General features: G+C 37.8%; 20 protein-coding genes. All 20 read left to right on the top strand.

The window, feature by feature from the left end; genetic code table 11:
* Position 1 precedes the first annotated feature (1 nt).
* The 20 genes from HMPREF1532_RS17550 to HMPREF1532_RS17450 all read left to right on the top strand — a co-directional run bounded on the left by HMPREF1532_RS17550 (position 2) and on the right by HMPREF1532_RS17450 (position 19,304).
* Positions 2 to 1,039 carry a zinc ribbon domain-containing protein gene (locus tag HMPREF1532_RS17550; RefSeq protein WP_005932485.1) on the top strand — a complete coding sequence of 346 codons (1,038 nt, stop codon included), beginning with the start codon at positions 2 to 4 and terminating at the stop codon, positions 1,037 to 1,039.
* Positions 1,039 to 1,545, top strand: a complete 507-nt coding sequence (locus tag HMPREF1532_RS17545) for a hypothetical protein (protein WP_005932482.1) — start codon at positions 1,039 to 1,041, stop codon at positions 1,543 to 1,545. The genes HMPREF1532_RS17550 and HMPREF1532_RS17545 overlap by 1 nt, the downstream gene beginning before the upstream one ends.
* Positions 1,535 to 2,965 carry a DUF4407 domain-containing protein gene (locus HMPREF1532_RS17540; RefSeq protein ID WP_005932479.1) on the top strand — a complete coding sequence of 477 codons (1,431 nt, stop codon included), beginning with the start codon at positions 1,535 to 1,537 and terminating at the stop codon, positions 2,963 to 2,965. The genes HMPREF1532_RS17545 and HMPREF1532_RS17540 overlap by 11 nt, the downstream gene beginning before the upstream one ends.
* A 539-nt stretch (positions 2,966 to 3,504) precedes the next feature.
* A complete protein-coding gene (locus HMPREF1532_RS17535; protein ID WP_005932475.1) occupies positions 3,505 to 4,317 on the top strand; it encodes a M48 family metallopeptidase in 813 nt (270 codons plus the stop codon).
* Positions 4,318 to 4,334: 17 nt separating this feature from the next.
* A complete protein-coding gene (locus HMPREF1532_RS17530) occupies positions 4,335 to 4,514 on the top strand; it encodes a hypothetical protein (protein WP_005932473.1) in 180 nt (59 codons plus the stop codon).
* Positions 4,515 to 4,651: 137 nt separating this feature from the next.
* Positions 4,652 to 5,755, top strand: coding sequence for a radical SAM protein (locus HMPREF1532_RS17525; protein ID WP_224203013.1), 1,104 nt, complete (start codon positions 4,652 to 4,654; stop codon positions 5,753 to 5,755).
* Complete coding sequence (locus HMPREF1532_RS17520; protein WP_005932468.1) at positions 5,752 to 6,255, top strand: GNAT family N-acetyltransferase; 504 nt, start codon at positions 5,752 to 5,754, stop codon at positions 6,253 to 6,255. Before HMPREF1532_RS17525 ends, HMPREF1532_RS17520 begins: the two co-directional genes overlap by 4 nt.
* Before the next feature lie 43 nt (positions 6,256 to 6,298).
* Complete coding sequence (locus tag HMPREF1532_RS17515; protein WP_005932465.1) at positions 6,299 to 6,727, top strand: hypothetical protein; 429 nt, start codon at positions 6,299 to 6,301, stop codon at positions 6,725 to 6,727.
* 221 nt (positions 6,728 to 6,948) lie between these two features.
* Entirely contained in the window at positions 6,949 to 7,242 is a 294-nt protein-coding gene (locus HMPREF1532_RS17510; protein WP_005932463.1) for a hypothetical protein, read from the top strand.
* A gap of 60 nt (positions 7,243 to 7,302) precedes the next feature.
* Positions 7,303 to 7,650, top strand: coding sequence for a YkvA family protein (locus tag HMPREF1532_RS17505; protein WP_005932460.1), 348 nt, complete (start codon positions 7,303 to 7,305; stop codon positions 7,648 to 7,650).
* 193 nt (positions 7,651 to 7,843) lie between these two features.
* Positions 7,844 to 8,695, top strand: coding sequence for a Sir2 family NAD-dependent protein deacetylase (locus HMPREF1532_RS17500; RefSeq protein ID WP_244266436.1), 852 nt, complete (start codon positions 7,844 to 7,846; stop codon positions 8,693 to 8,695).
* A gap of 401 nt (positions 8,696 to 9,096) precedes the next feature.
* Complete coding sequence (locus HMPREF1532_RS17490; RefSeq protein ID WP_148301664.1) at positions 9,097 to 10,470, top strand: ATP-binding protein; 1,374 nt, start codon at positions 9,097 to 9,099, stop codon at positions 10,468 to 10,470.
* Positions 10,471 to 10,487: 17 nt separating this feature from the next.
* Complete coding sequence (locus tag HMPREF1532_RS17485) at positions 10,488 to 12,425, top strand: ATP-dependent nuclease (protein WP_005932449.1); 1,938 nt, start codon at positions 10,488 to 10,490, stop codon at positions 12,423 to 12,425.
* 160 nt (positions 12,426 to 12,585) lie between these two features.
* A complete protein-coding gene (locus HMPREF1532_RS17480) occupies positions 12,586 to 14,739 on the top strand; it encodes a UvrD-helicase domain-containing protein (RefSeq protein ID WP_005932445.1) in 2,154 nt (717 codons plus the stop codon).
* A 127-nt stretch (positions 14,740 to 14,866) separates the two neighbouring features.
* Positions 14,867 to 15,172, top strand: coding sequence for a leucine-rich repeat domain-containing protein (locus tag HMPREF1532_RS17475; protein WP_081623173.1), 306 nt, complete (start codon positions 14,867 to 14,869; stop codon positions 15,170 to 15,172).
* A 67-nt stretch (positions 15,173 to 15,239) separates the two neighbouring features.
* Positions 15,240 to 15,674 (top strand): YkvA family protein, encoded by a 435-nt coding sequence (locus HMPREF1532_RS17470; protein ID WP_005932439.1) that lies wholly within the window; start codon positions 15,240 to 15,242, stop codon positions 15,672 to 15,674.
* 406 nt (positions 15,675 to 16,080) lie between these two features.
* On the top strand, positions 16,081 to 16,311 hold the full coding sequence (locus HMPREF1532_RS17465; protein WP_005932433.1) for a hypothetical protein: 231 nt from the start codon (positions 16,081 to 16,083) through the stop codon (positions 16,309 to 16,311).
* A gap of 12 nt (positions 16,312 to 16,323) precedes the next feature.
* Positions 16,324 to 17,370, top strand: a complete 1,047-nt coding sequence (locus HMPREF1532_RS20585) for a YqiA/YcfP family alpha/beta fold hydrolase (RefSeq protein WP_005932431.1) — start codon at positions 16,324 to 16,326, stop codon at positions 17,368 to 17,370.
* 110 nt (positions 17,371 to 17,480) lie between these two features.
* A complete protein-coding gene (locus HMPREF1532_RS17455) occupies positions 17,481 to 18,011 on the top strand; it encodes a hypothetical protein (protein ID WP_005932429.1) in 531 nt (176 codons plus the stop codon).
* A gap of 210 nt (positions 18,012 to 18,221) precedes the next feature.
* Positions 18,222 to 19,304, top strand: a complete 1,083-nt coding sequence (locus HMPREF1532_RS17450) for a vWA domain-containing protein (protein ID WP_005932427.1) — start codon at positions 18,222 to 18,224, stop codon at positions 19,302 to 19,304.
* Positions 19,305 to 19,547: the final 243 nt, after the last annotated feature.

The following is a 19,547-nucleotide window of genomic DNA, read 5'->3' as shown; positions in this document are numbered from 1 at the left end:
TATGAGCGAAATGAAAAAATGTCCCGAATGTAATGCCGAAAATCCGATAGCTGCAAACTTTTGTCGCAAATGTCGATACGAGTTTTCAGAGGCGACTAAGAATGGTTTATCTCTTAAGCCTGAGATCAAATATTTTCGGATTAAGGAACTACAATATGTTATAGGTAGTAAAATCTACATTGAGTGGGATGCCGAAAATTATACCAAGATTGAACTGGCTGGCAAAGATGTAACATTGTATAAAGATGTAGAGCTGGTTGTTGAGAAGGCATTAGAACTTTACCTAATTGTATATAACGATTATGATTTGGTAAAACAATCAGTGAAGGTTGTACCATACTCATCTCCAAGCATCCGTCGTTTTTCTTCTTCTCACTCTAATATAAAGGCGGGCAAAACGACAAGACTATCTTGGAGTGTGGATTATGCTAAAAAGATTTTGCTTAAGTCTGATGTCGATGAGATAGATGTATCAATATTTACCGAATTAGAAGTAACTCCTACAAAAGATACAACATATACTCTTATTGTATTTGCAGTTGATGAACAAATATCAATTTCTAAGGAGATAACAATTAGAGTATTAAGAGAGGTTGCTATCAATGATTTCTCGTCAGATATGCCACACACCTTAGAGTCCCAGCCCGTGGAGTTAAGATGGAACGTTGCAAACGCAGATAATATAATGCTCTATCCTAATGATATTGATGTTACCCAACAAACTTCCATCAAAGTATTCCCCAATAGGGCCATAACATATCGTTTGGTAGCAAGCAATGCGATATCAATTAAGGAGCAAATGTTAAGCGTTGGAGTACGTTCACTTCCGAAACTTGATGTCAAAGTATCAGACAGTTTATCAAGATTGCAAATTCCAAACTGCGAAATAGATTTAACCCCACTCATAACATCTATTAAAGAAACTGATTTGGATAGATGGATGCTCTCCCCAACGGAACAGGGTATTACAAAAAAGATGTTTGAAAAGGGGCTTTGGAATAGATTGAAGAATATTTTATCCCTAAAGATAAAACTATAATGAATAGTGCTGATAAGTATATTACGAATGAGTACAAAGCCTTGTTGCACAATGCAACGGTGATTTTGAGCATCGTTCTATTTGCTATCATAGGTATAAATGCCATTCTTGCGATAATAGCACCTAGTTGGACAATAAGATTATTTGTTTCGATTGGTTTGATAATGAGCGTAGGATCTGTATGGCTGCTTTATACGGCAATTAAACATTTTATTGATTATAGAGACCGTCTCGTAATCATAAAATGGATTGGAGCATTTCTATGTCTTTTAATTGGGCTATTGCCTGCAATGCTATATATCTATCTAAATTTAGATTGGACACTCTTATCCAACTACGGTAAGAAGGCAATTGACATTTATTGGTCAATTGAAAATATGATTTTGCCTTTGGCTTTTGGCATATTGGTAAGTCTGATATATTGGACATTAACGATACAATTATATAAGAAAAGTTATACTACATACTTGTGTATAAATAAAAAGGAAGAGATATATGGGAAATAAATTTCAAAGATTTCTGTGGACTGTTGCCGGAGCAGAATTGGATATTTTTGAAAAATGCAGAACAGACCATAAAAAGTTTTCTGCCATTGGTGCGACAATTCTGATGACTGCGTTTATTGCTTTTTGTGCGGGAACATCTGCAGCGTGGTATTTTACACAGAGCGGCGACGAATCTTCCGGAAGTTTAGGCTGGGCAATGCTGTTTGGTTTAATATGGTCTTTGTTGATTTTCTGTATCGACCGGAGTCTTGTCATTACATTAAAGAAAGATCCATCAGCCAAGAAACAGAAGTTCTGGGTACCCCTGCTCTCTCGTTCTGCATTGGCATGCATCATTGCTTTTATGGTATCGATTCCATTAGAGTTGGTTATTTTCGAGGACTTCATCGCAGAACAAAAATTCTTTTTTGATGAAAGTTCGGCTAAGGAACTATCAGAAAGTACACGTGCTCATAGAGAAGAAGGAGTTTTGAGTGGCGAGATTGATTTGTCTACTTCGACGATGAGCAGACTGGATAGCCTAAATATAGGTTTAAGGGGCAATGTCAGTTCATTGAATGCACAGATTCAGGCAGAGCGAAACAAATTGAATAAACCAACAACAAATACGTTTACAACTGCCCAGAACCAGTACAACAATTATAATAATCAGATCAATGCCACACAAAGGAATCTGGCGAATGCAAAGAACGCTATAGACTCTGCTATATATACTAGTGAAATAACTCGTCTAAAAGATTTAAGACGCCCACATTGGCGCACAATGGAAAATGAGAAGAAAGCATGGAATGATAAAATCAATAAAAGGATTAAAGAACTTGAAGGGGAACGCTCTATTGCAGAGGGACAGATTGCTCAAAATACCACGGACTATGTAAGGGAATCTGAACGTTTGGCTCATAATCGGGATACACGTGATTCTTTGGCTACTGAGAGAGGAAAGATTATTCAGGATTTTCGGCAGACATCAAATAAAGGAAATCACTTCATACAGAACTATCGTATTCTCGAATATGCAGTTTGGAAAAGAGATGCGAATGGAAATTTGCCTACTGAGTTATTCTTTTTGTGGATGATTCGCCTGCTGTTTTTTATTATTGAAATTCTTCCTACCGTAGTAAAGATTGTTACACCTGTCGGCTCTTATGATAGAATGATTCAAGCAGAAGAAAAACAGGTGATGGCATACCTTGAATCTGATGAGTATATGGAACGCATTCGTAACATGCATGATATTGAGTTGAAAACACGTGAAGAACAACTTCAAAAACAGCATCAGATAGAACTCGAATTGAAGAGTGATATTCTTGAAAAAGTTAAGAACGCTCAAATTGAGGTTGCTGATGCTACCATTGTCAAATGGAAAGATAGTGAGATGTCAAAGGTGAAACCGATTACACCTGAAACTGAAGAAGTATGAACAAAATAAAAATACCAAGAGCCTCATTCTCGTGGAAACGAGCATTGGGGATAACCAAACTTAAACAGAAAATTAGCCGTCAAACAAGCGTACCTATAACCAAGAATGGTATGGAACGCAAAATTGGCAGAACAATACTATATATGATATTCAAAAAATAAATAGATAATATGCCACACAAATGTAAAAAGTGTTTGCGGGAACTTCGTCCTTGGTCAAAGTTCAAGGATTTGAAATCAAAAGAGGGACTTGGTCTTGCTATTTGCGGTTCGATTATAAATGGTGTTGACCATTTTTGGTCTGGTGAATCGCGCTCTAATAAACAAAAAGCAGATTTTAGGACATTAGATTTGCACTATTGTGAGCATTGTAAGTCTTACTACATTGTGTGTCCGGAATGTGGTACCCTCAATCCTCTTTCAGAAATGCCCAATGAAACACGCACTTTAATCAGTTGTTCACGATGTCGTAAGCGTATATTGTATGCTGAAGGAGACTATTCTATGGGTGGAGGTTGATAATCATAGAAGCACCAGGATATGAAACTTAGAACTACAATAAAAGGATTAGATATTTCGGCCATTCTACATCCTAAGGACAAATCAACATTGGATAAATTGAGAAAAATTCCAGGATTTAAATCAATAGTTGATAAGACGGTCGGTAGCATAATGGAAAAGTATGCTGCAATTGAATATTCTGCGGAAGGTATAAATGTAACAGATAAAAGTTTACCGAATATACATAGACATGTTGTGGAGGCTTGTCGGTTACTTGAGATAAAAAATGTACCGGCCTGTTCAACTGACTGGGATTATGATATTTGCTCATTTTCCGTAGGAGAGCAAAAGCCGAGAATAATATTACAATCAGGAACTGTGGATTTGCTTTCTCCTGAAGAACTGTATTTTATGATTGGACACGAACTCGGACATATAAAATGCGGTCATAAATCATACCATATGTTTACAGAAGCAATGTATATGCCTATAGCGAACTCTGATCTGAATATATGGATGAGTTTAGTAAAAATGCCATTATTAAATTGGTATCGTATCTCTGATTTTTCGGCGGATCGTATAGGTCTATTATGTTGCCAAGACATAAATGTAGCTCTTACTACAATGATAAAAATGGCAGGTCTGCCGAAGAAATGCTATGGCCGGATTCATATAAAGTCTTTTATTCAGCAGGCAATGGATTTCAACAACAATCATTCGGGAATGATGGATAGTATAATTAAATATCTATCCATTAATGCGGCAGCTATGCCGTGGTTAGTTGTCCGAGCAGGAGAATTATGGAATTGGTATAGTTCAGGAGAATATGATAGAATCATCAAACGAGTATAACCACTAAATATTAAGTTATGTACACACAAGTAAATAATCAAGTAAGTTATGGTGGCATTCTTCCTATTCTTAATAATAATGTAATAAAGGAGGATAAGAAAAAAGCAGCTATCCAGGCTATGGGCATGGCTGCCTGTCAGGCAAAGTGTTTAAGATGCGGACATTGCTCGGCAAATAAATGTGGAAGAAGGAGTTAAGATTAATTCATATGCATATTCAGACCATTCGAGGAAACATCTATTCCTATTTGCGTAGAACGAATGAAATAGTAGGAGGAGTTGCGGATGAAAGTGATTATACCTGGCGTTTCAATCCTCTGAATCAGTTCAATACTATGTCTGAAATAGAAATGTTTATTATCGGTATAACAGAACAATGTAATCTCAGATGTACATATTGTTGCTATTCCGGAGACTATGTAAACAATCGTATTCACGGTAGTCATACATTAACAGGTAGAGACATTGATGTTATATATGATTTTATCCAACAGATAGCTGGGAATAGACGTTTACGTATTGCGTTTTATGGAGGTGAGCCGCTGTTGCAATACCAACTTATTCAATATGCAATAATAAGAGGGCGCGAGCGTTGGGGAAACAATGTGGATTTTTCTATCTCAACAAATGGTGTGTTGCTAAATAATGAAAAAATTGAATGGCTTTCAATAAATAGTGTAGAGTTGGCAATCTCAATCGATGGGACTAAAGTTTTTCATAATAAACATCGCGTTGACATCATGGGGAATGGATCATATGAAAGAGTTTATAGTGCATTGAGCCATATAAAAGAGACTTATCCTGAATATATTCCATGTGTGTTATTGCAAATGACATTGGTGGCATTTAGTGACATTATCCAAATTGCACGAGAATGGAATAGCGATGGATTGCTGAAAAGTTTCGTTCTTTCAAATATTCATGGATTATCCCCTAATTTTATCAATGGGGTAAAAACTGTTGACTACGAAGAGACAAAACAACTTTATCTACATATATTAGACGCATATGAGAAACATCAAGATTGGGTTGTTCTTAAAATCTTTTTGGATGAATGCCTCGCTTATTGGAAAGATCGTCCAATTATAGACGCAGGACAATCAGTACCAATGGCAACTTGTATGCCCATCAATTCAAAGATATATATTGACTCTCAAATGCAGATTGGGATATGTGAAAAAGTAGCCGATAAATATCGAATTGGGAATGTCAAGAATGGTATAGATTGGAAACGTGCAAATGAGATTGTAGAGGAATATTATCATAAGCGTGTTGAACGTTGTAAATATTGTCCAGCCATTCGAATGTGCGACATGTGTTTGACAGCAGTTGAATATTCGGATGAACAATGGGATATCTTGTGTCATAATGAACGGGTATATGCACAGATTTTCATGTTTTTATATTGCGAGATGGCAGAAAGAGGCCTGATAAAATGAATGCATATCCTAAAATACAAACGCATAGATGCGTATTGAGTTGTATCAATAATACTGACATTCCAATATTGCGGCAGATATTTGATGACGATGCGACCAAACGTTATCTCAGAGAATTGAATGATCTTGTTTCTTCAGAAGATGGCATAAAACAGTTCTTATATTCTTTTAGTTGTTATGTGACTCGTAATGAAGGCTTTCTTTGGGGGATTTATTTAAATGCTAAACTTGTGGGGTTTATAGCCATAATGGATATACCTGACAAACCGACGTTATTTTATGCTATGCATCCGGCTTACCGTTCACAAGGCATAATGAAAGAGTGCATCTTAGAAACAGTAAGCTTTATTTTGAAAAATTTGAGTTGTGATTTTATACAGAGTGAAGTCTACAAAGACAACGTTATATCTATTAAGCTTTTGCAATCAGCGAATTTTGAAATTATCGGTTCAGATAAAAATAAAGTATTCTTAAAAAGAATGATACAATCCGGCCAATGATAGATTTCACTCCTTTACATCATCAATAGAAAAAAAACGAAGTATGGGACTTTTTAGATCGACAAAGTTATTCTGTGATGTAGCACCTTATTCGGATACGGTTGCAAATAGTTTAATGTCTTCTTTGCGTTATGATGGATATGAAGTTGATGGGATTAAATTACCTTCAGGAGATTGGGATATTTCAATTAAGAAAGGAAATCTGTTTAAGGCGGTTTTAGGCTTGCAGACGGCTTTGAAAATCAGAATATCACCAGCTGTCCCACATGTATATGTGAAAGCGAGTGTCGGTATATTTGGTCAGCAAGCTATCCCTACGGCATTGACAGTATGTGTATGGTGGCCTTTTGCGATACCACAGCTTTGGGGAATGATACAACAAAACAAATTGGATAAACTGGTTATGGATAAGATTCAAAATGAATTTAATAGATTGGCCAGGTATCCGGTTGTTTCAAGAAATATAGATTAAATGAATTGTTATTACCATCCAACACGACCCGCTGTAGCCCAATGTGTAGATTGTCATAATTTGCACCGATGACATTCGTATGGTTTACATTTGAAGCCATATTTGGGCATTTCTTGATTAAACTTGCAATATCAATATTTTTAGGGTTCTTTATAACCCCGGTATATTTGATGTACTGCCTATATAAGATTGTTAGATTAACAATAAAAAGATAAAATGATATGAGTTGGAATATTTTGACAGATAGACAAAAGTCATTAGACCGTGCTATTGAGCAGTGTGGAGTTAAGTTGGATAACTCTGACGCCTGCTTTCGCAGAGTGATGAATGCTATCGGGGCAAGTGCATCAGAGTCATCGTTTGTGAGGCAGCGTATAGAACTTCGTCTGCGTACTGCTGCTTTACTCAATCAAACAGATGATTTTATCTCCAATACAGAGAAAATGCTTGATCAGTTTGAAAAGGATGATGAGGAGTGGCGCAGAAAAGGTCGTAAACTTGGATTTGATTTCTGAAGATAGAAATCCGAGTGTTCTTTTATCTATATAGTAAACTGAAATTTAAACATTGAATATATGGATATATTAAGCAACGTCTTTGGAAGTCCAGAACAACTCTGGCAATATATTAAACAATACGCTGTCAAGGCTGGAAGAGAGACCACGCGTACTGTTTTGGAATTATATTATGTGGTTAAAGCTCCCACGACACCGGTTGTAGACAAAGTAATTATCATTGGGGCGTTGGCATATCAGCTTTTGCCAAAGGATTTGTTGAGCCGAAACAAGTTCGGAATATTAGGTTTGGCAGATAATGTTGCGACTTTAGCAATTGCCTACAACCGCGTTAAGCATCGTGTGACACCTGAAATTAGAACACAAGTGGAAGATATATTGAATCAATGGTTTACACTTATTCCATAAATCGTAAGATTTATTTTCTTACAGAGATATATTTCGCTCGGATTACTACTCTATAAAAGAAAAGGGTTAGTAATTCGAGCGAAAAGTTTCTGTATAGTAACAATAAATAATATCCATATGAAGAAGGTAAAAGAAGTACGTGGACTGAAATGTCCCAACCACGATTACGTGAGAGACAACCACCATTTTATGTATGAGGAAACTTACCCTGGGGCAAGACCTCTGTCCGGCACAAAATGTATCAGATGTGGCTACACAATGTCGTTGCATAAACCACAGAAATAGTATGTGTAAACTTGTCTTCTATACCGGAGCCGGTATGAGCCGCGAGAGTGGATTACCCACTTTTCGTGGCAAAGGCGGTTTGTGGGATACGCTCAACATCGAGGCTGTAGCCGCACGCAGTTCGTGGTATTGTGGAAGACGAAGTGACTGCAACGAACGGAGGCAGCGGATGCTCGATTTTTTCAATCTCATTCGCAGCTTGATTATGAAGAAAGGGCCTAACGAAGGACATTACATTATTGCAGAGTTGGAAGACGAGTACGAGGTGACAGTGATTACCCAGAATGGCGATGACTTTCACGAACGGGCAGGCTCAACGAATGTAATTCACCTCCACGGTGAAGCGTTGAAGAATGCTTCTACATTACATCCATATGAATCGTATGAGATTGACCATAACAATCCTGATATTCATATCGGTGATAAGGCACCCGATGGTTCACAGTTGCAACCTTATGTAATATTCTTCAACGAAGATATCGAACTACGGCTGTGGAAAGCGTCTGTAGAGGCAACAAAGCAAGCAAATGTTTTTATTGTAGTAGGCTCTACGATGTTGGTCTATCCAGCTGCAGAACTTTTGAAGATGTATGTCTGTGCTCCGACTTGCAGAAACGACAACAGGGAAAGTCACTTTGGTAATCTCTCCGTTGTCCAAAATGATTGTTCTATCCTCTTGCTTTTTGTTCATAAATCACTCTACATTGTTTTATACAGAATACTTCACTCGGTAAAACGAGAAGCGTGGCACTGCCAATAACCATGTCTTAAAGTGCAGGCCCTGAGAAAACCTTAATCAACAGATATGGTTAAGCAGCCCACGCTATAACGTGGGAACTGCCATGCCAATTCTTGTTGATTTCGTGTTTCAGTTTCTCAGGCTTCGCACTTACAAGAGTAGCATAACGCTCCTTTTATTTCAAATGTCTGGAAATGGTCGCCCAAATCCAAATGCAATATTACCTATAATATTTGAAAATGACGAATATATAGCGATGGAATTGAGTTCTTTTGTTCTATTTTCTATTAAAAGTGTACCAATGATGCTTAGAACTATACGAAACAAAGACTTTTATGCTGGTTTTCGGATAATTAGTTGTAATTTTGTACTTATGAATAGAAATGTTTTTACTGATTGATAATACAGTAGTCATCATAACAATGGATTTGAATACTCTGATAGCAGAATGTACCGCATACGATTTTAAGTTGATGCTGGAAGAAAAGAAACCTAGGAGTTGGTTGAAAAGCATAAGTGCTTTTGCCAATGGTTTGGGCGGTTCCCTTTTCTTTGGCATTGATAATGATGGTATTGTCAGAGGTCTTGATGATGTACAGCATGTGTGTGAAGCTATCAGTAGTAAGATTCGTGACTATATGGATCCTTTACCAGAGGTGGATTTGATTCCTCATGTTGCAGATGGTTTACATATCTTGCAGCTCAAAGTCAATACAGGACATTATACCCCATATTACTATGTTGGCGATGGTCAGCGTATCGCCTTTGTTCGCATTGGTGATGAGAGCTTACCAGCAACAGCAGAACAAATGGTACGATTGATGCTTAAAGGCTCGAACAAAACTTTCGATTCTCTACATACAGATTATAATGCGGAGGACTACTCCTTTACGATATTGGCAAATGCTTTCAAAGACCGCACCAAACAAGAATGGGACAAGAAATATCTTTTGTCGTTTGGATTGGTAACTGGTGCAAAGAACCTTACAAATGCTGGTGCCTTGTTTGCCGATGACTGCCCATTGTGGCAATCTCGCCTATACTGCACACGTTGGGATGGAAAGGAAAAGGGTGATACTATCAATGATGCAGAGTTTACTGGAAACGTACTCATGTTACTTCGTGAATCCATGAACTTTGTGAAATCCAACACAAAAAAAGGCTGGGAGAAGTTACCTGATGGGCGAAAGAACAAACCTGAGTATGCAGAACGTGCTATTCTCGAAGCTATGGTTAACCACTTCATCCATCGTGACTATACTGTTATGGGTGGCGAGGTGCATCTTGATATCTACGATGACCGTCTCACAATCACGTCCCCTGGTGGAATGTACAATGGTATGCTGATTCAGGACTTAGACATCGCTGACGTTTCTTCTGAAAGACGTAACCCAATACTTGCAAATGTCATGGCCCAACTGGACTATATGGAGAAAAGAGGTAGTGGACTCACACGCATCTGCAACGAGACCAAAGTATTGGATGGGTATAGGGATGAACTGAAACCTATTTTCAAATCCACTCCAACTCAATTTCAGACTATCATATTTGCCTCCACCGACATGACAAATGTCGGAGATAATGACGGAGACGTGTCGGAGACGAAAATTACTGAGCGTCAACAGAAAATACTGAATCTCATCAAAGAGTCTCCGACAATTAGTGGTCGCCAAATGTCGGAGAAGCTGTCGGTGAGCCAACGCACAATAGAACGAGACCTTTCCGCTTTGCAAAAGAATGGAATTCTGAAGCATGAAGGCAAGGATAATGATGGGGTATGGGTAGTATTAGAGTAATATAAATATAAGTCAAAATGTATCTGTCTGCTCTCAAACTATGGAATTTTAGGAAATACTGCGAAGGTCCTAATGGTGAGCCAGGGCTAATGGTGAATTTCCATGAAGGCGTGAACGTGCTTATTGGAGAAAATGACTCAGGTAAGACGGCCATCGTTGATGCTATTCGATATGCTCTGAAGACACAAAGCGGAGAGTTTATCCAGTTTGATGATAAAGATTTTTATCAAGATGTCAACGGAAATAGAAAGGAAGAGTTTAAAATAGAGTGCGTGTTTGACGGATTGAATGAACAGGACTCAGGCTTATTCTGGGAGTGGTTGTCATGGAACGATGATAAAACAAGATATTTGTTGAAGGTATGGCTTTATGCTAAGAGGAAAGATAACGTCATTATGCCATCGTTCACAGCTGGTATTGAAGGACAAGCAGACAGAATAGACTCTGAAGCGCGAGAATTGTTAAAGGTGGTATATTTCAAACCTCTCAGGGATGCCCTTACAGATATGACTCATGGTTATAAGTCAAGGTTGGCACAAATCCTCGGTGCACACGAACTATTCAAGACTCAAAAAGATGCTGAAGGAAACAGCACTAAGCACAAACTGGAGACCGACTATGAGAATTTAAAGAGAGAAATAGAGAACTATTTCAAAGATGGGGGTAATGGCTCTATTATCACAGGAGACATTAATAAGTTCTTAAAAAAGCATTTCCTGCTTAACGGAGACCCGCGAAATGCCCAGATTAAGCTGACTGGTGGAGAACTAACAGATATATTGAGGTTGCTTGATCTTATCATGGAGGGTAACAAGTCGGGACTCGGAACGCTTAACTTATTGTGTATAGCAGCTGAGATGCTTCTGTTCAACAACCAGAAGAAAGGATTGAAGCTGGCGATAGTAGAAGAACTGGAGGCACACCTTCATCCGCAATATCAGTTGAGGTTGATAGATTATATTTCCTCCCAACAAAACAATGAACAGTTTATTCTTTCCACCCATAGCATTACGTTGGCATCGAAAATACGACTTGAAAACCTTATTATTCTAAAAGACAAGGAAGCATATCCAATGTCTGCGGATTACACGATGATGGATCCAGCTGACTATAATTTTTTGGAACGTTTTCTGGATGCTATAAAAGCTAACCTTTTCTTTGCTAAGGGACTGATAATGGTTGAGGGAGATGCTGAGAACTTATTAATCCCAGCCATCGCAGAATTGATGGATAGGCATCTGCATAAACATGGAGTCTCTATTGTTAATGTGGGAAGTACGGCATACAAACGGTATGTTAATATCTTTAAGCGCAAGGATGAAAAAACATTTGACATACCCATTGCTGTCATATCTGACCTCGATGTTAAGGCTCTTGAATATTATGATGACAATAGTAAAGACCGTAAGATTCCTAAATATTGGTTGAAAGATACCGTTCTTACGGAATTAAAAGCCATCACGGAAGAAGTTGATTATGAAGCTATGGCAAATGTGTACCGTAGTCTAACTGTTTTTGAAAAAGAAGTTCGGTCTAATAAGACGGAGAACTTTGTTCCTATAGGAGAGACTATTGAACGTTTGAAAGCAGTTCTGACGGATGATAAGAAGACAAAGCTTGACGAAGCAATGCTTTCGACAATCAGAGAAGATCGGATTAAGCGTTTGAAAAGTGAAATCAACAAAGGGAAGACCAAAATATACCTGCCCAAAGATTGGACTTTGGAATATGAGATAGCAGGGAGTGGTCTTTATAGGCTGTTGGTTACTGCTACCAGAGCTGCAAAAATAGAAACTGATAATCCGGATTTGGAGATGACAGACGAGACCTTGCTAGAATTGTGGAGTAAGGTGAAAGAGGACTATCCTGACGGACATGTACCAACAAGAGAGGACATTTATCGTATATTTGCGCCTCTGAATGAGGGTGTGGTGAGTAAAGCAATCACAGCGTAGTATTTGTCAGGGATGATTTCAGGTGAGCTACCGCCGGTAAAAGGAAATGATGAGATGAAAGGAAAGGTTAAAGGCATTATTGAGACTGACGATAGGATGAAATATCTAAAGGAAGCCATAGAATATGTCACTGCGTAATTCTTAAAAAGGTATTTGATGTATGTCATTCGCAACAGATGATGAAATAAGAATAGCCCATGATATTCTTTTGAAAGAGAAGAAACCTTTTGATAATCCAAGAGTTGAGATTATCAAAAAGGATAGCAGTTGCTATGTCCAAGCCTGTCCAGGAAGTGGTAAAACAACGTCTTTGCTTGCAAAGTTGATTATTCTTGCAAACAAGTTACCATTGGCAGATGGAAGGGGAGTATGCGTACTTACACACACCAACGTGGCCATTGACGAAATAAAGGCAAAAGTTGGACCTAAAGCAGAAGTGCTTTTCAGCTATCCTAATTTCTTCGGAACTATACAGACATTTCTGCATAAGTACATTGCAGGTGCGGCACTTCATTATTTCTATGGAAGTCAGATCCAATATGTGGATAATGATATTGCCATGGCCGTTCTGCTGAAGAAATATAGCAGTTTACCTTTTGAAAACAAGTTAAAAGGTTTGGTTTTTGCTCGTATGGCAGCAAAAAAGCATAGGTTAGGAGAAGAAGAAATAAATGCATGGGGAGGGGTTGATTTATTGAAGGCTGCTAATGTAATAAAGCAGAAAGGCAAACGTGTTATTTGGTATGATTTTCAGTTGAGCGGTCATGTTTACGCAAATATCCCCAGAAATATAGTGCAGCAAATTAGGGCAAAAAAGAAAGAAATACTTGATAATGAATGGAAGGACATTATTCTTTCCTTTAAGGTGGATTGGCTAAATAATCAAATCATAGCAGACCAAAGACCAATTGGTTTTTCTTCTGAATCTGGTGCTGAGTATCTAAAGCTAAAAGAAGAGATGTTCCAAGATGGTATTTTATCTTTTGAAGATGCATACGACCTGGCATTTAGATATATACGGGAAAAGGGGCTTGATTTTTGCAGATTCTCAGATAAGAGGTTCAAATACCTTTTTATTGACGAAGTTCAAGACTGTGACAAACAGCAAGTTAAACTAATAAAGAGTTTATTCGCAGATGATAAAGTCATTGTTCAGCGGTTTGGGGATTATTGCCAAGCAATCTATGATGGAGATGGAAGCGATGGGAGCGATAATACTGAATTGAGAGACGAAAATGTACTATATATACGTAATAGTAATCGATTCGGAGAGAAAATTGCCCGGCCATTACGTTTTTTGTGTATGGAAGATAATCATCTTCTTGTTGGAAATGAAGATGTATATTCGGTAAAACCTGTTATTCTTACCTATGAAGACCCGCTGACGGTACTACCCAAGTATGCAGAATTGCTGAGAACGACAACCATCCCTGAGATGGATAACATATCAGTGCTGAATCTTGCCGACAAAGAAAAAAATGAAGATCCGTTGCACAGAGTAAATATCAAAGCATGTGGATGGGTGGGCAAGAAAGGAGCTAACGAGCAAAAGATATATATAGAATCATATTACCCATCATTTGAAAAGAAGAATGTAAAAACAAGGGGAGAGGGAGATTCATTTGATGATTTCTTATATAAAAGCCCTCAAGGAACAGTAAAAGATTGTGCATCGTCTATTATACAAGGTGTTATTGAATTTTTGGATCTATGTGATGTAAATAATGATACCAAGCGTTATACCAGAACATCATTGCTTGGCTATCTGACATTGATAGATGCTAAGGATAAAGAAGAATTTCTTAGTAAAGTGATGAATTGGGCTATGCTTGCGGCAACTGGAAATAATGCAGAAGAAAGACAACATCTTAAAGAAGATATTTATCAGTATTTGTCGGGTACGCTTCTGCCTCTATTTGGTAAAAATGAGGTGACTGTGGTTGCTAATACATTCTTTAATGCCGTTGCAGACGGGAACCAAGGCGGACAAAATCTTGAACATGGGAACATATACAAAGAAGATGACATGGAGATTGAGATAGCCACGGTTCATGCCGTGAAAGCTGAAACACATGCTGCTACGTTATACCTTGAAACCTTTTTCAACAAGTATTATGAGTCTGAACGGCTAAAAGAGCAATTTAAGGGGATTGCGTACATGGGGACTGATGATGATACGCTAAAAAGCCTTAGGGTGGTATATGTTGGCATGAGTAGGCCTCGCTACTTGTTATGTGTCGCCATTCAAAAGGATAGATTTCATACTATAGACTGTCAAGAGTTAAGAGATATATGGGATGTGGTAGAGGCGTAGAGTTTTTTAATAAAGGTTAAATATACTAAATCTTTATCTTTTCCGACATCCTCAGAATCAGTATCATCACTTTTCTACCATTTAATTCGCAAACTATTGATATAAAACGGATTACAAATACAGTACAATAAGTAAATCTCTAAGTATAATCAATTTCCCTGAAGGATTGAAGGAAATTGGTACACGGGCTTTTTACCCCTCTAAACTACGTTCTGCCGTATTTCCAAAATCTTTAGAGAAGATAGGCTGCGAGGCTTTCTATCATAATGAATCCATGCGTAGAATAGAGTTTAATTCTATGGTAAGTATTGATGAAGCCGCTTTTGCTGGCCATCCGATTTTCCAAAGTGTAAAGAAACCGAAGGAGTTGGTTATTTCGGAAAATGTATTTGAGCAAAATACATCTTTGGATAAATTCGGTTTTTGGGATTAAATTGACTATAGGAGATAGGTATCCATATAGATAAGACTCTATATAAGAAACTAAAGCAAGAAAGAATATGTTGACGATTATTTGTATTACGATTTTGGCCTATTGGATTATGGGCAAAGAGATTGACTCACTGTTGAAGAAAGTGAAGAACTATGATTGGCGCGGTAAAATTAATGAATTGTATATCAAGATCCGGCCATATGCGCTGAAAGCCGGACGAACAGCAACCCGGCCGCTGTTACAGTTCTATTATGTGATGGTTGATGAAAAAACGACCACATTAGACAGGGTATTGATTTATGCTGCAATCATCTACACCGTATCTCCGGTAAGTTTGATACCAAGTGCCGTATATCGACTATTGGGTGTATTGGATGAAGGTGTCGCCGTTCTCTATGTGTATAAGAAGATAAAGGATAAGATTACACCTGAAATCAATGCCCAGGTTGAAGATACATTAAACGAATGGTTCGGAGTTGAGTATGAATTAATAGAAGGATGACTTATGACGAAAGCTATTATACCTTGGGATGAACTCAGTAGAATCGAGATGATGATAAAGCATATATTTGACTACTCGGAAACAATGCGTAATAGTCAAGCAAAGGATTTATGAGGACCGGAAGCATCAGGATATTATGAACACATCCATTTTCCTCTTACTGCACCTTGGAAAGAGGTCGTAGAAGTTATAAAAAGCAGCCATTATTCTCATACAGCATATGTCCGGTTAACGGATAAAGATTTCAAAATCCCTAACCCGGATGATTTGAGAAAAGAAAGTGAGAGCAAAAGGAACCTCCCTCTTTGGTATAGCTTTAGATTTGATAATGAATATTGTGCTTTCTTGGTATGGTGTGAGAAAATGTTGAGCAATTCCAGACCTAAACAACTAGATTTGGAACTATATGATGAAAAGACTCTTGTTTGTAGGATTTGTGTGGAAGAAGGTGACCGAGGTGGTAATAGATATTGAAATTAAAAGCATAGCTACAATGGAAAATAAAGTAATGAATGATATATGCAAAGATGATTATCTTATCGATGATCGTGGTAAAAATGGAGTACGGGAATTTAAAGGTGAATGGATTCGATTTGGTAACGGTAATTACACGGAAGTTTTGGTACAAATAGCTTAAAGTATAAACAGTATGAAGATTTTATATATACATGGACTTTCCTCATCCGGTAATTCTGGAACGGCAGAGCATTTGCGCCGCCTATTGCCAAATGACACCATCTTTTCTCCAGACCTTCCTATTGAGCCAATGGTGGCATTGGAGATGTTGAAAAGACTTGTAAAAGAAGAGAAGATAAATCTCGTAATCGGTACCTCCATGGGAGGAATGTTTGCCCAAAAACTTCAAGGTACATATAAGATTTTGGTAAATCCATCTCTTCATGTGTCACGATCAATGCGGTGTAAATTAGGCATCAACAGATTCTTCAGTGAAAGGCAGGATGGTATTTCTGAATATGAAATTACACCGGAGTTATGTGACCGTTACGAAGAACTTGAGCAAACACAATGTATGGCTTATTCAGGTGAGGAGAGAGATAATACGATTGCACTATTTGGTATAGGTGATGATACGGTAAATTGCCGTGAAGAGTATTGTGAGCATTATATTAAATATTTTTCATTTCCCGGGGGGCATCGATTAACGGAGGATGTCATTCGAAAGTATGTGTTGCCGATTATCGAACAGCAACGTATTATCTTGAATGAAGTAGCTGCTATCCAATCACGAATTGCTACCAGTCCGCTTTCCTGCGAAATTATTTCAGATAAAGATGTGATTGAGCGGATATACTATTCCAAATTTCGGGATTTAGAAAAAATGGTCTGCAGCGATCCTTTAAAACTTTGTTATTTACGGATGTTATGTAATAATTATACCGCGATTTATGCACGTGTAGAAGATGGCAATCATGAAACATTGTTGCATAAATTAGAAACAGAATTGATAAAGAACAGTGATAGGTGTAGATACTTGTTGGTTTCCACACAACATGCAACCAATTTCGAACAGATTGGATATGAGAAATTTTTACAAACATATTCCAACTTCCTTTTCGGTATAGTTGGTTGCAGTAATACCGAGAAAATAGAACATATAATTTCATATGATAACGCCTTTCCTGAAAATACAATTGAGACTTTCATTATTATAGGTATAGGCAAGCATCAAAGTTAGAAAAAGAAAATAAAAATGGAGGCGACAGAAGATAGATAAATTAAGAAAATGTACTCTATAAGTAAAAAATAAACAGTAATAATTATGAGTGTATTATAATCTAAGGATATATGAAGAAAAAAATGGAGAACTTTAAATCTCATTTCAAGATAACAGATAACAAAGATGTCATAGCCTGTGGTATCCCGGCTTTGGATGGTGATAATCACGGCCGGGACTTAGGTAACGATATCGCCGCTTTCTGGGGAAAAGGCAAAACTTTCATACTTGTTAATATGCGGACCGGCAAACTACGTGAATTCGTAAATGCGGACGGGCAGCTCTTGGTTGAAGATAAAGACATCGATTATGATAGTATCCATCGACATCACAATCACTATCATTGTTGTGTTGACTGTAAACGTGTAGAATTCGGATTCAATCGTTACAATGATTTTAAAAACGGACTTTGTGCTCTTGTTTGGACAACCTATCCCGATGGTCGTTACTTTGCGAATGAGGATGGATTCGGTATGGAAGACAATGACGAGGAGAAAGTTTATTGTATCATCAATACAAACCTTGAAATTATCGTTCCGTTTCAACCGATGGATGATGTGAAAAGTGTGTTGCGAAGCGTAAATTCTTTTTTTAAACGATAAAATTTGATTGAAACGGGTTACCTCTTGTATTCTTTTATCATAAAACATTGAAATTAATTTTAGATAGCAAAGTATACTTTTAGATAACACGAATTGAAATGATATCGGCATTGTTAATAGAGAGGGACGCATGATACGGTTGCCATCGCTGCTTTGCTTAGTGATACACTCACTTCTGTGAGAATAGAATAATTTTAAAAATAAGTGATTATGGAAAAGTTTGACTACAAAGGAAAAATTCAGGTTTATGGCGCGATGTTTGACGGTGTAAACGACATCATTCTGCATGCATTGAAGGGTATTTCAAAAGATGGTGTGTATGTGGGAGAAGAATCTCAACGTTATCCGTGTTTCGATAGTGAGGACTATGCATCTGAAAGTCGTTATTATTGGAATTTTGTTTTTGCCAAGAGTAAAACCGAGTTAAAGGATAGAATGCAAAAGCTTAAGGCAATGCCGGTAATTGGTAGTAACTTTAAGAAACTTAATAACGAATTGCATCCGATGGGGTATTGGGGAGGTGACACTAACTATCCTGTAGAAATGACAACGGAAGAAACCAAAACGTTTGAAAAAGTCACTTTTAAGGAGATAGGTAAACTTGATATGGTTATTGCTTTCGATACGACCGGTTCGATGGCGGCTTATATTGAAGCAGTACGTAGCGAAGTGGCGGATCTCGTACCCCGTCTCTTTAAGGAAAATGACGATTTACGGCTTGGTATCGTCGCTTTTGGGGATTATTGCGACATGAAGAGTGCCCACGAATTTGGCGATGCTTATCAGTGTATGACGTTAACCAATAATGAGAATGATCTTATCAAATTTATTCGTGAGACTAAAAATACGAGCGGGGGTGATGGTGATGAATTTTATGAATTGGTTATCAAGAAAATCGTTGAAGAGACTCCCTGGCGTGAGAATTCCACACGAGCGATATTGCTTATCTCGGATGCGGATCCCCATCCTTTGGGTTATACCTATGAGAATTATGTGGTGGGTAACCAGATAGATTGGCGGAAAGAAGCAGAGAAAGCAGCTCGAAAAAAGATAAAGATTGATACGGTAACCATCACTAATGCCGCATGGTACAAAGAGTTGTCTGCAATGACCAACGGTATCAGCGTCCCGTTTGAAACCGGTAATAAGACGGCACGGTTGGTTGAAGCTGCTACAATGGCTCGTGGGTCTGTGATGTCTCGTGCGAAATTCGATGAACTTGCAGATAACTGTGAGGACGAAGAAATGCGACAGGTATTCTGCTCTTACTCAAAAGAACGGAATGACATTTGAATGGTAATGCGATTGAGAAGTAAAAGCTCTACATATTGGCAATTTTAATACTCTTTTTGTCTGTGCTTGCAACAGTACAGACAAAAAGAGTACTAATCATTGGTTTGGGTACACAAGAAGATGCGAGTTAAGGAAAATAAATGGTGATAAGAACGTACTGTTGCTAAAAAATATATTGATAGAAGCCGGATATAATAGCATATCTACACTTGTGAATGAGCAAATGACAAAATCCAGGATAAC

This window comes from Bacteroides salyersiae WAL 10018 = DSM 18765 = JCM 12988 (assembly GCF_000381365.1).
Classification (GTDB): domain Bacteria; phylum Bacteroidota; class Bacteroidia; order Bacteroidales; family Bacteroidaceae; genus Bacteroides; species Bacteroides salyersiae.
The sequence above is the reverse complement of the archived record's forward strand: the minus strand, read 5'-3'. Positions and strand labels throughout refer to the sequence as shown.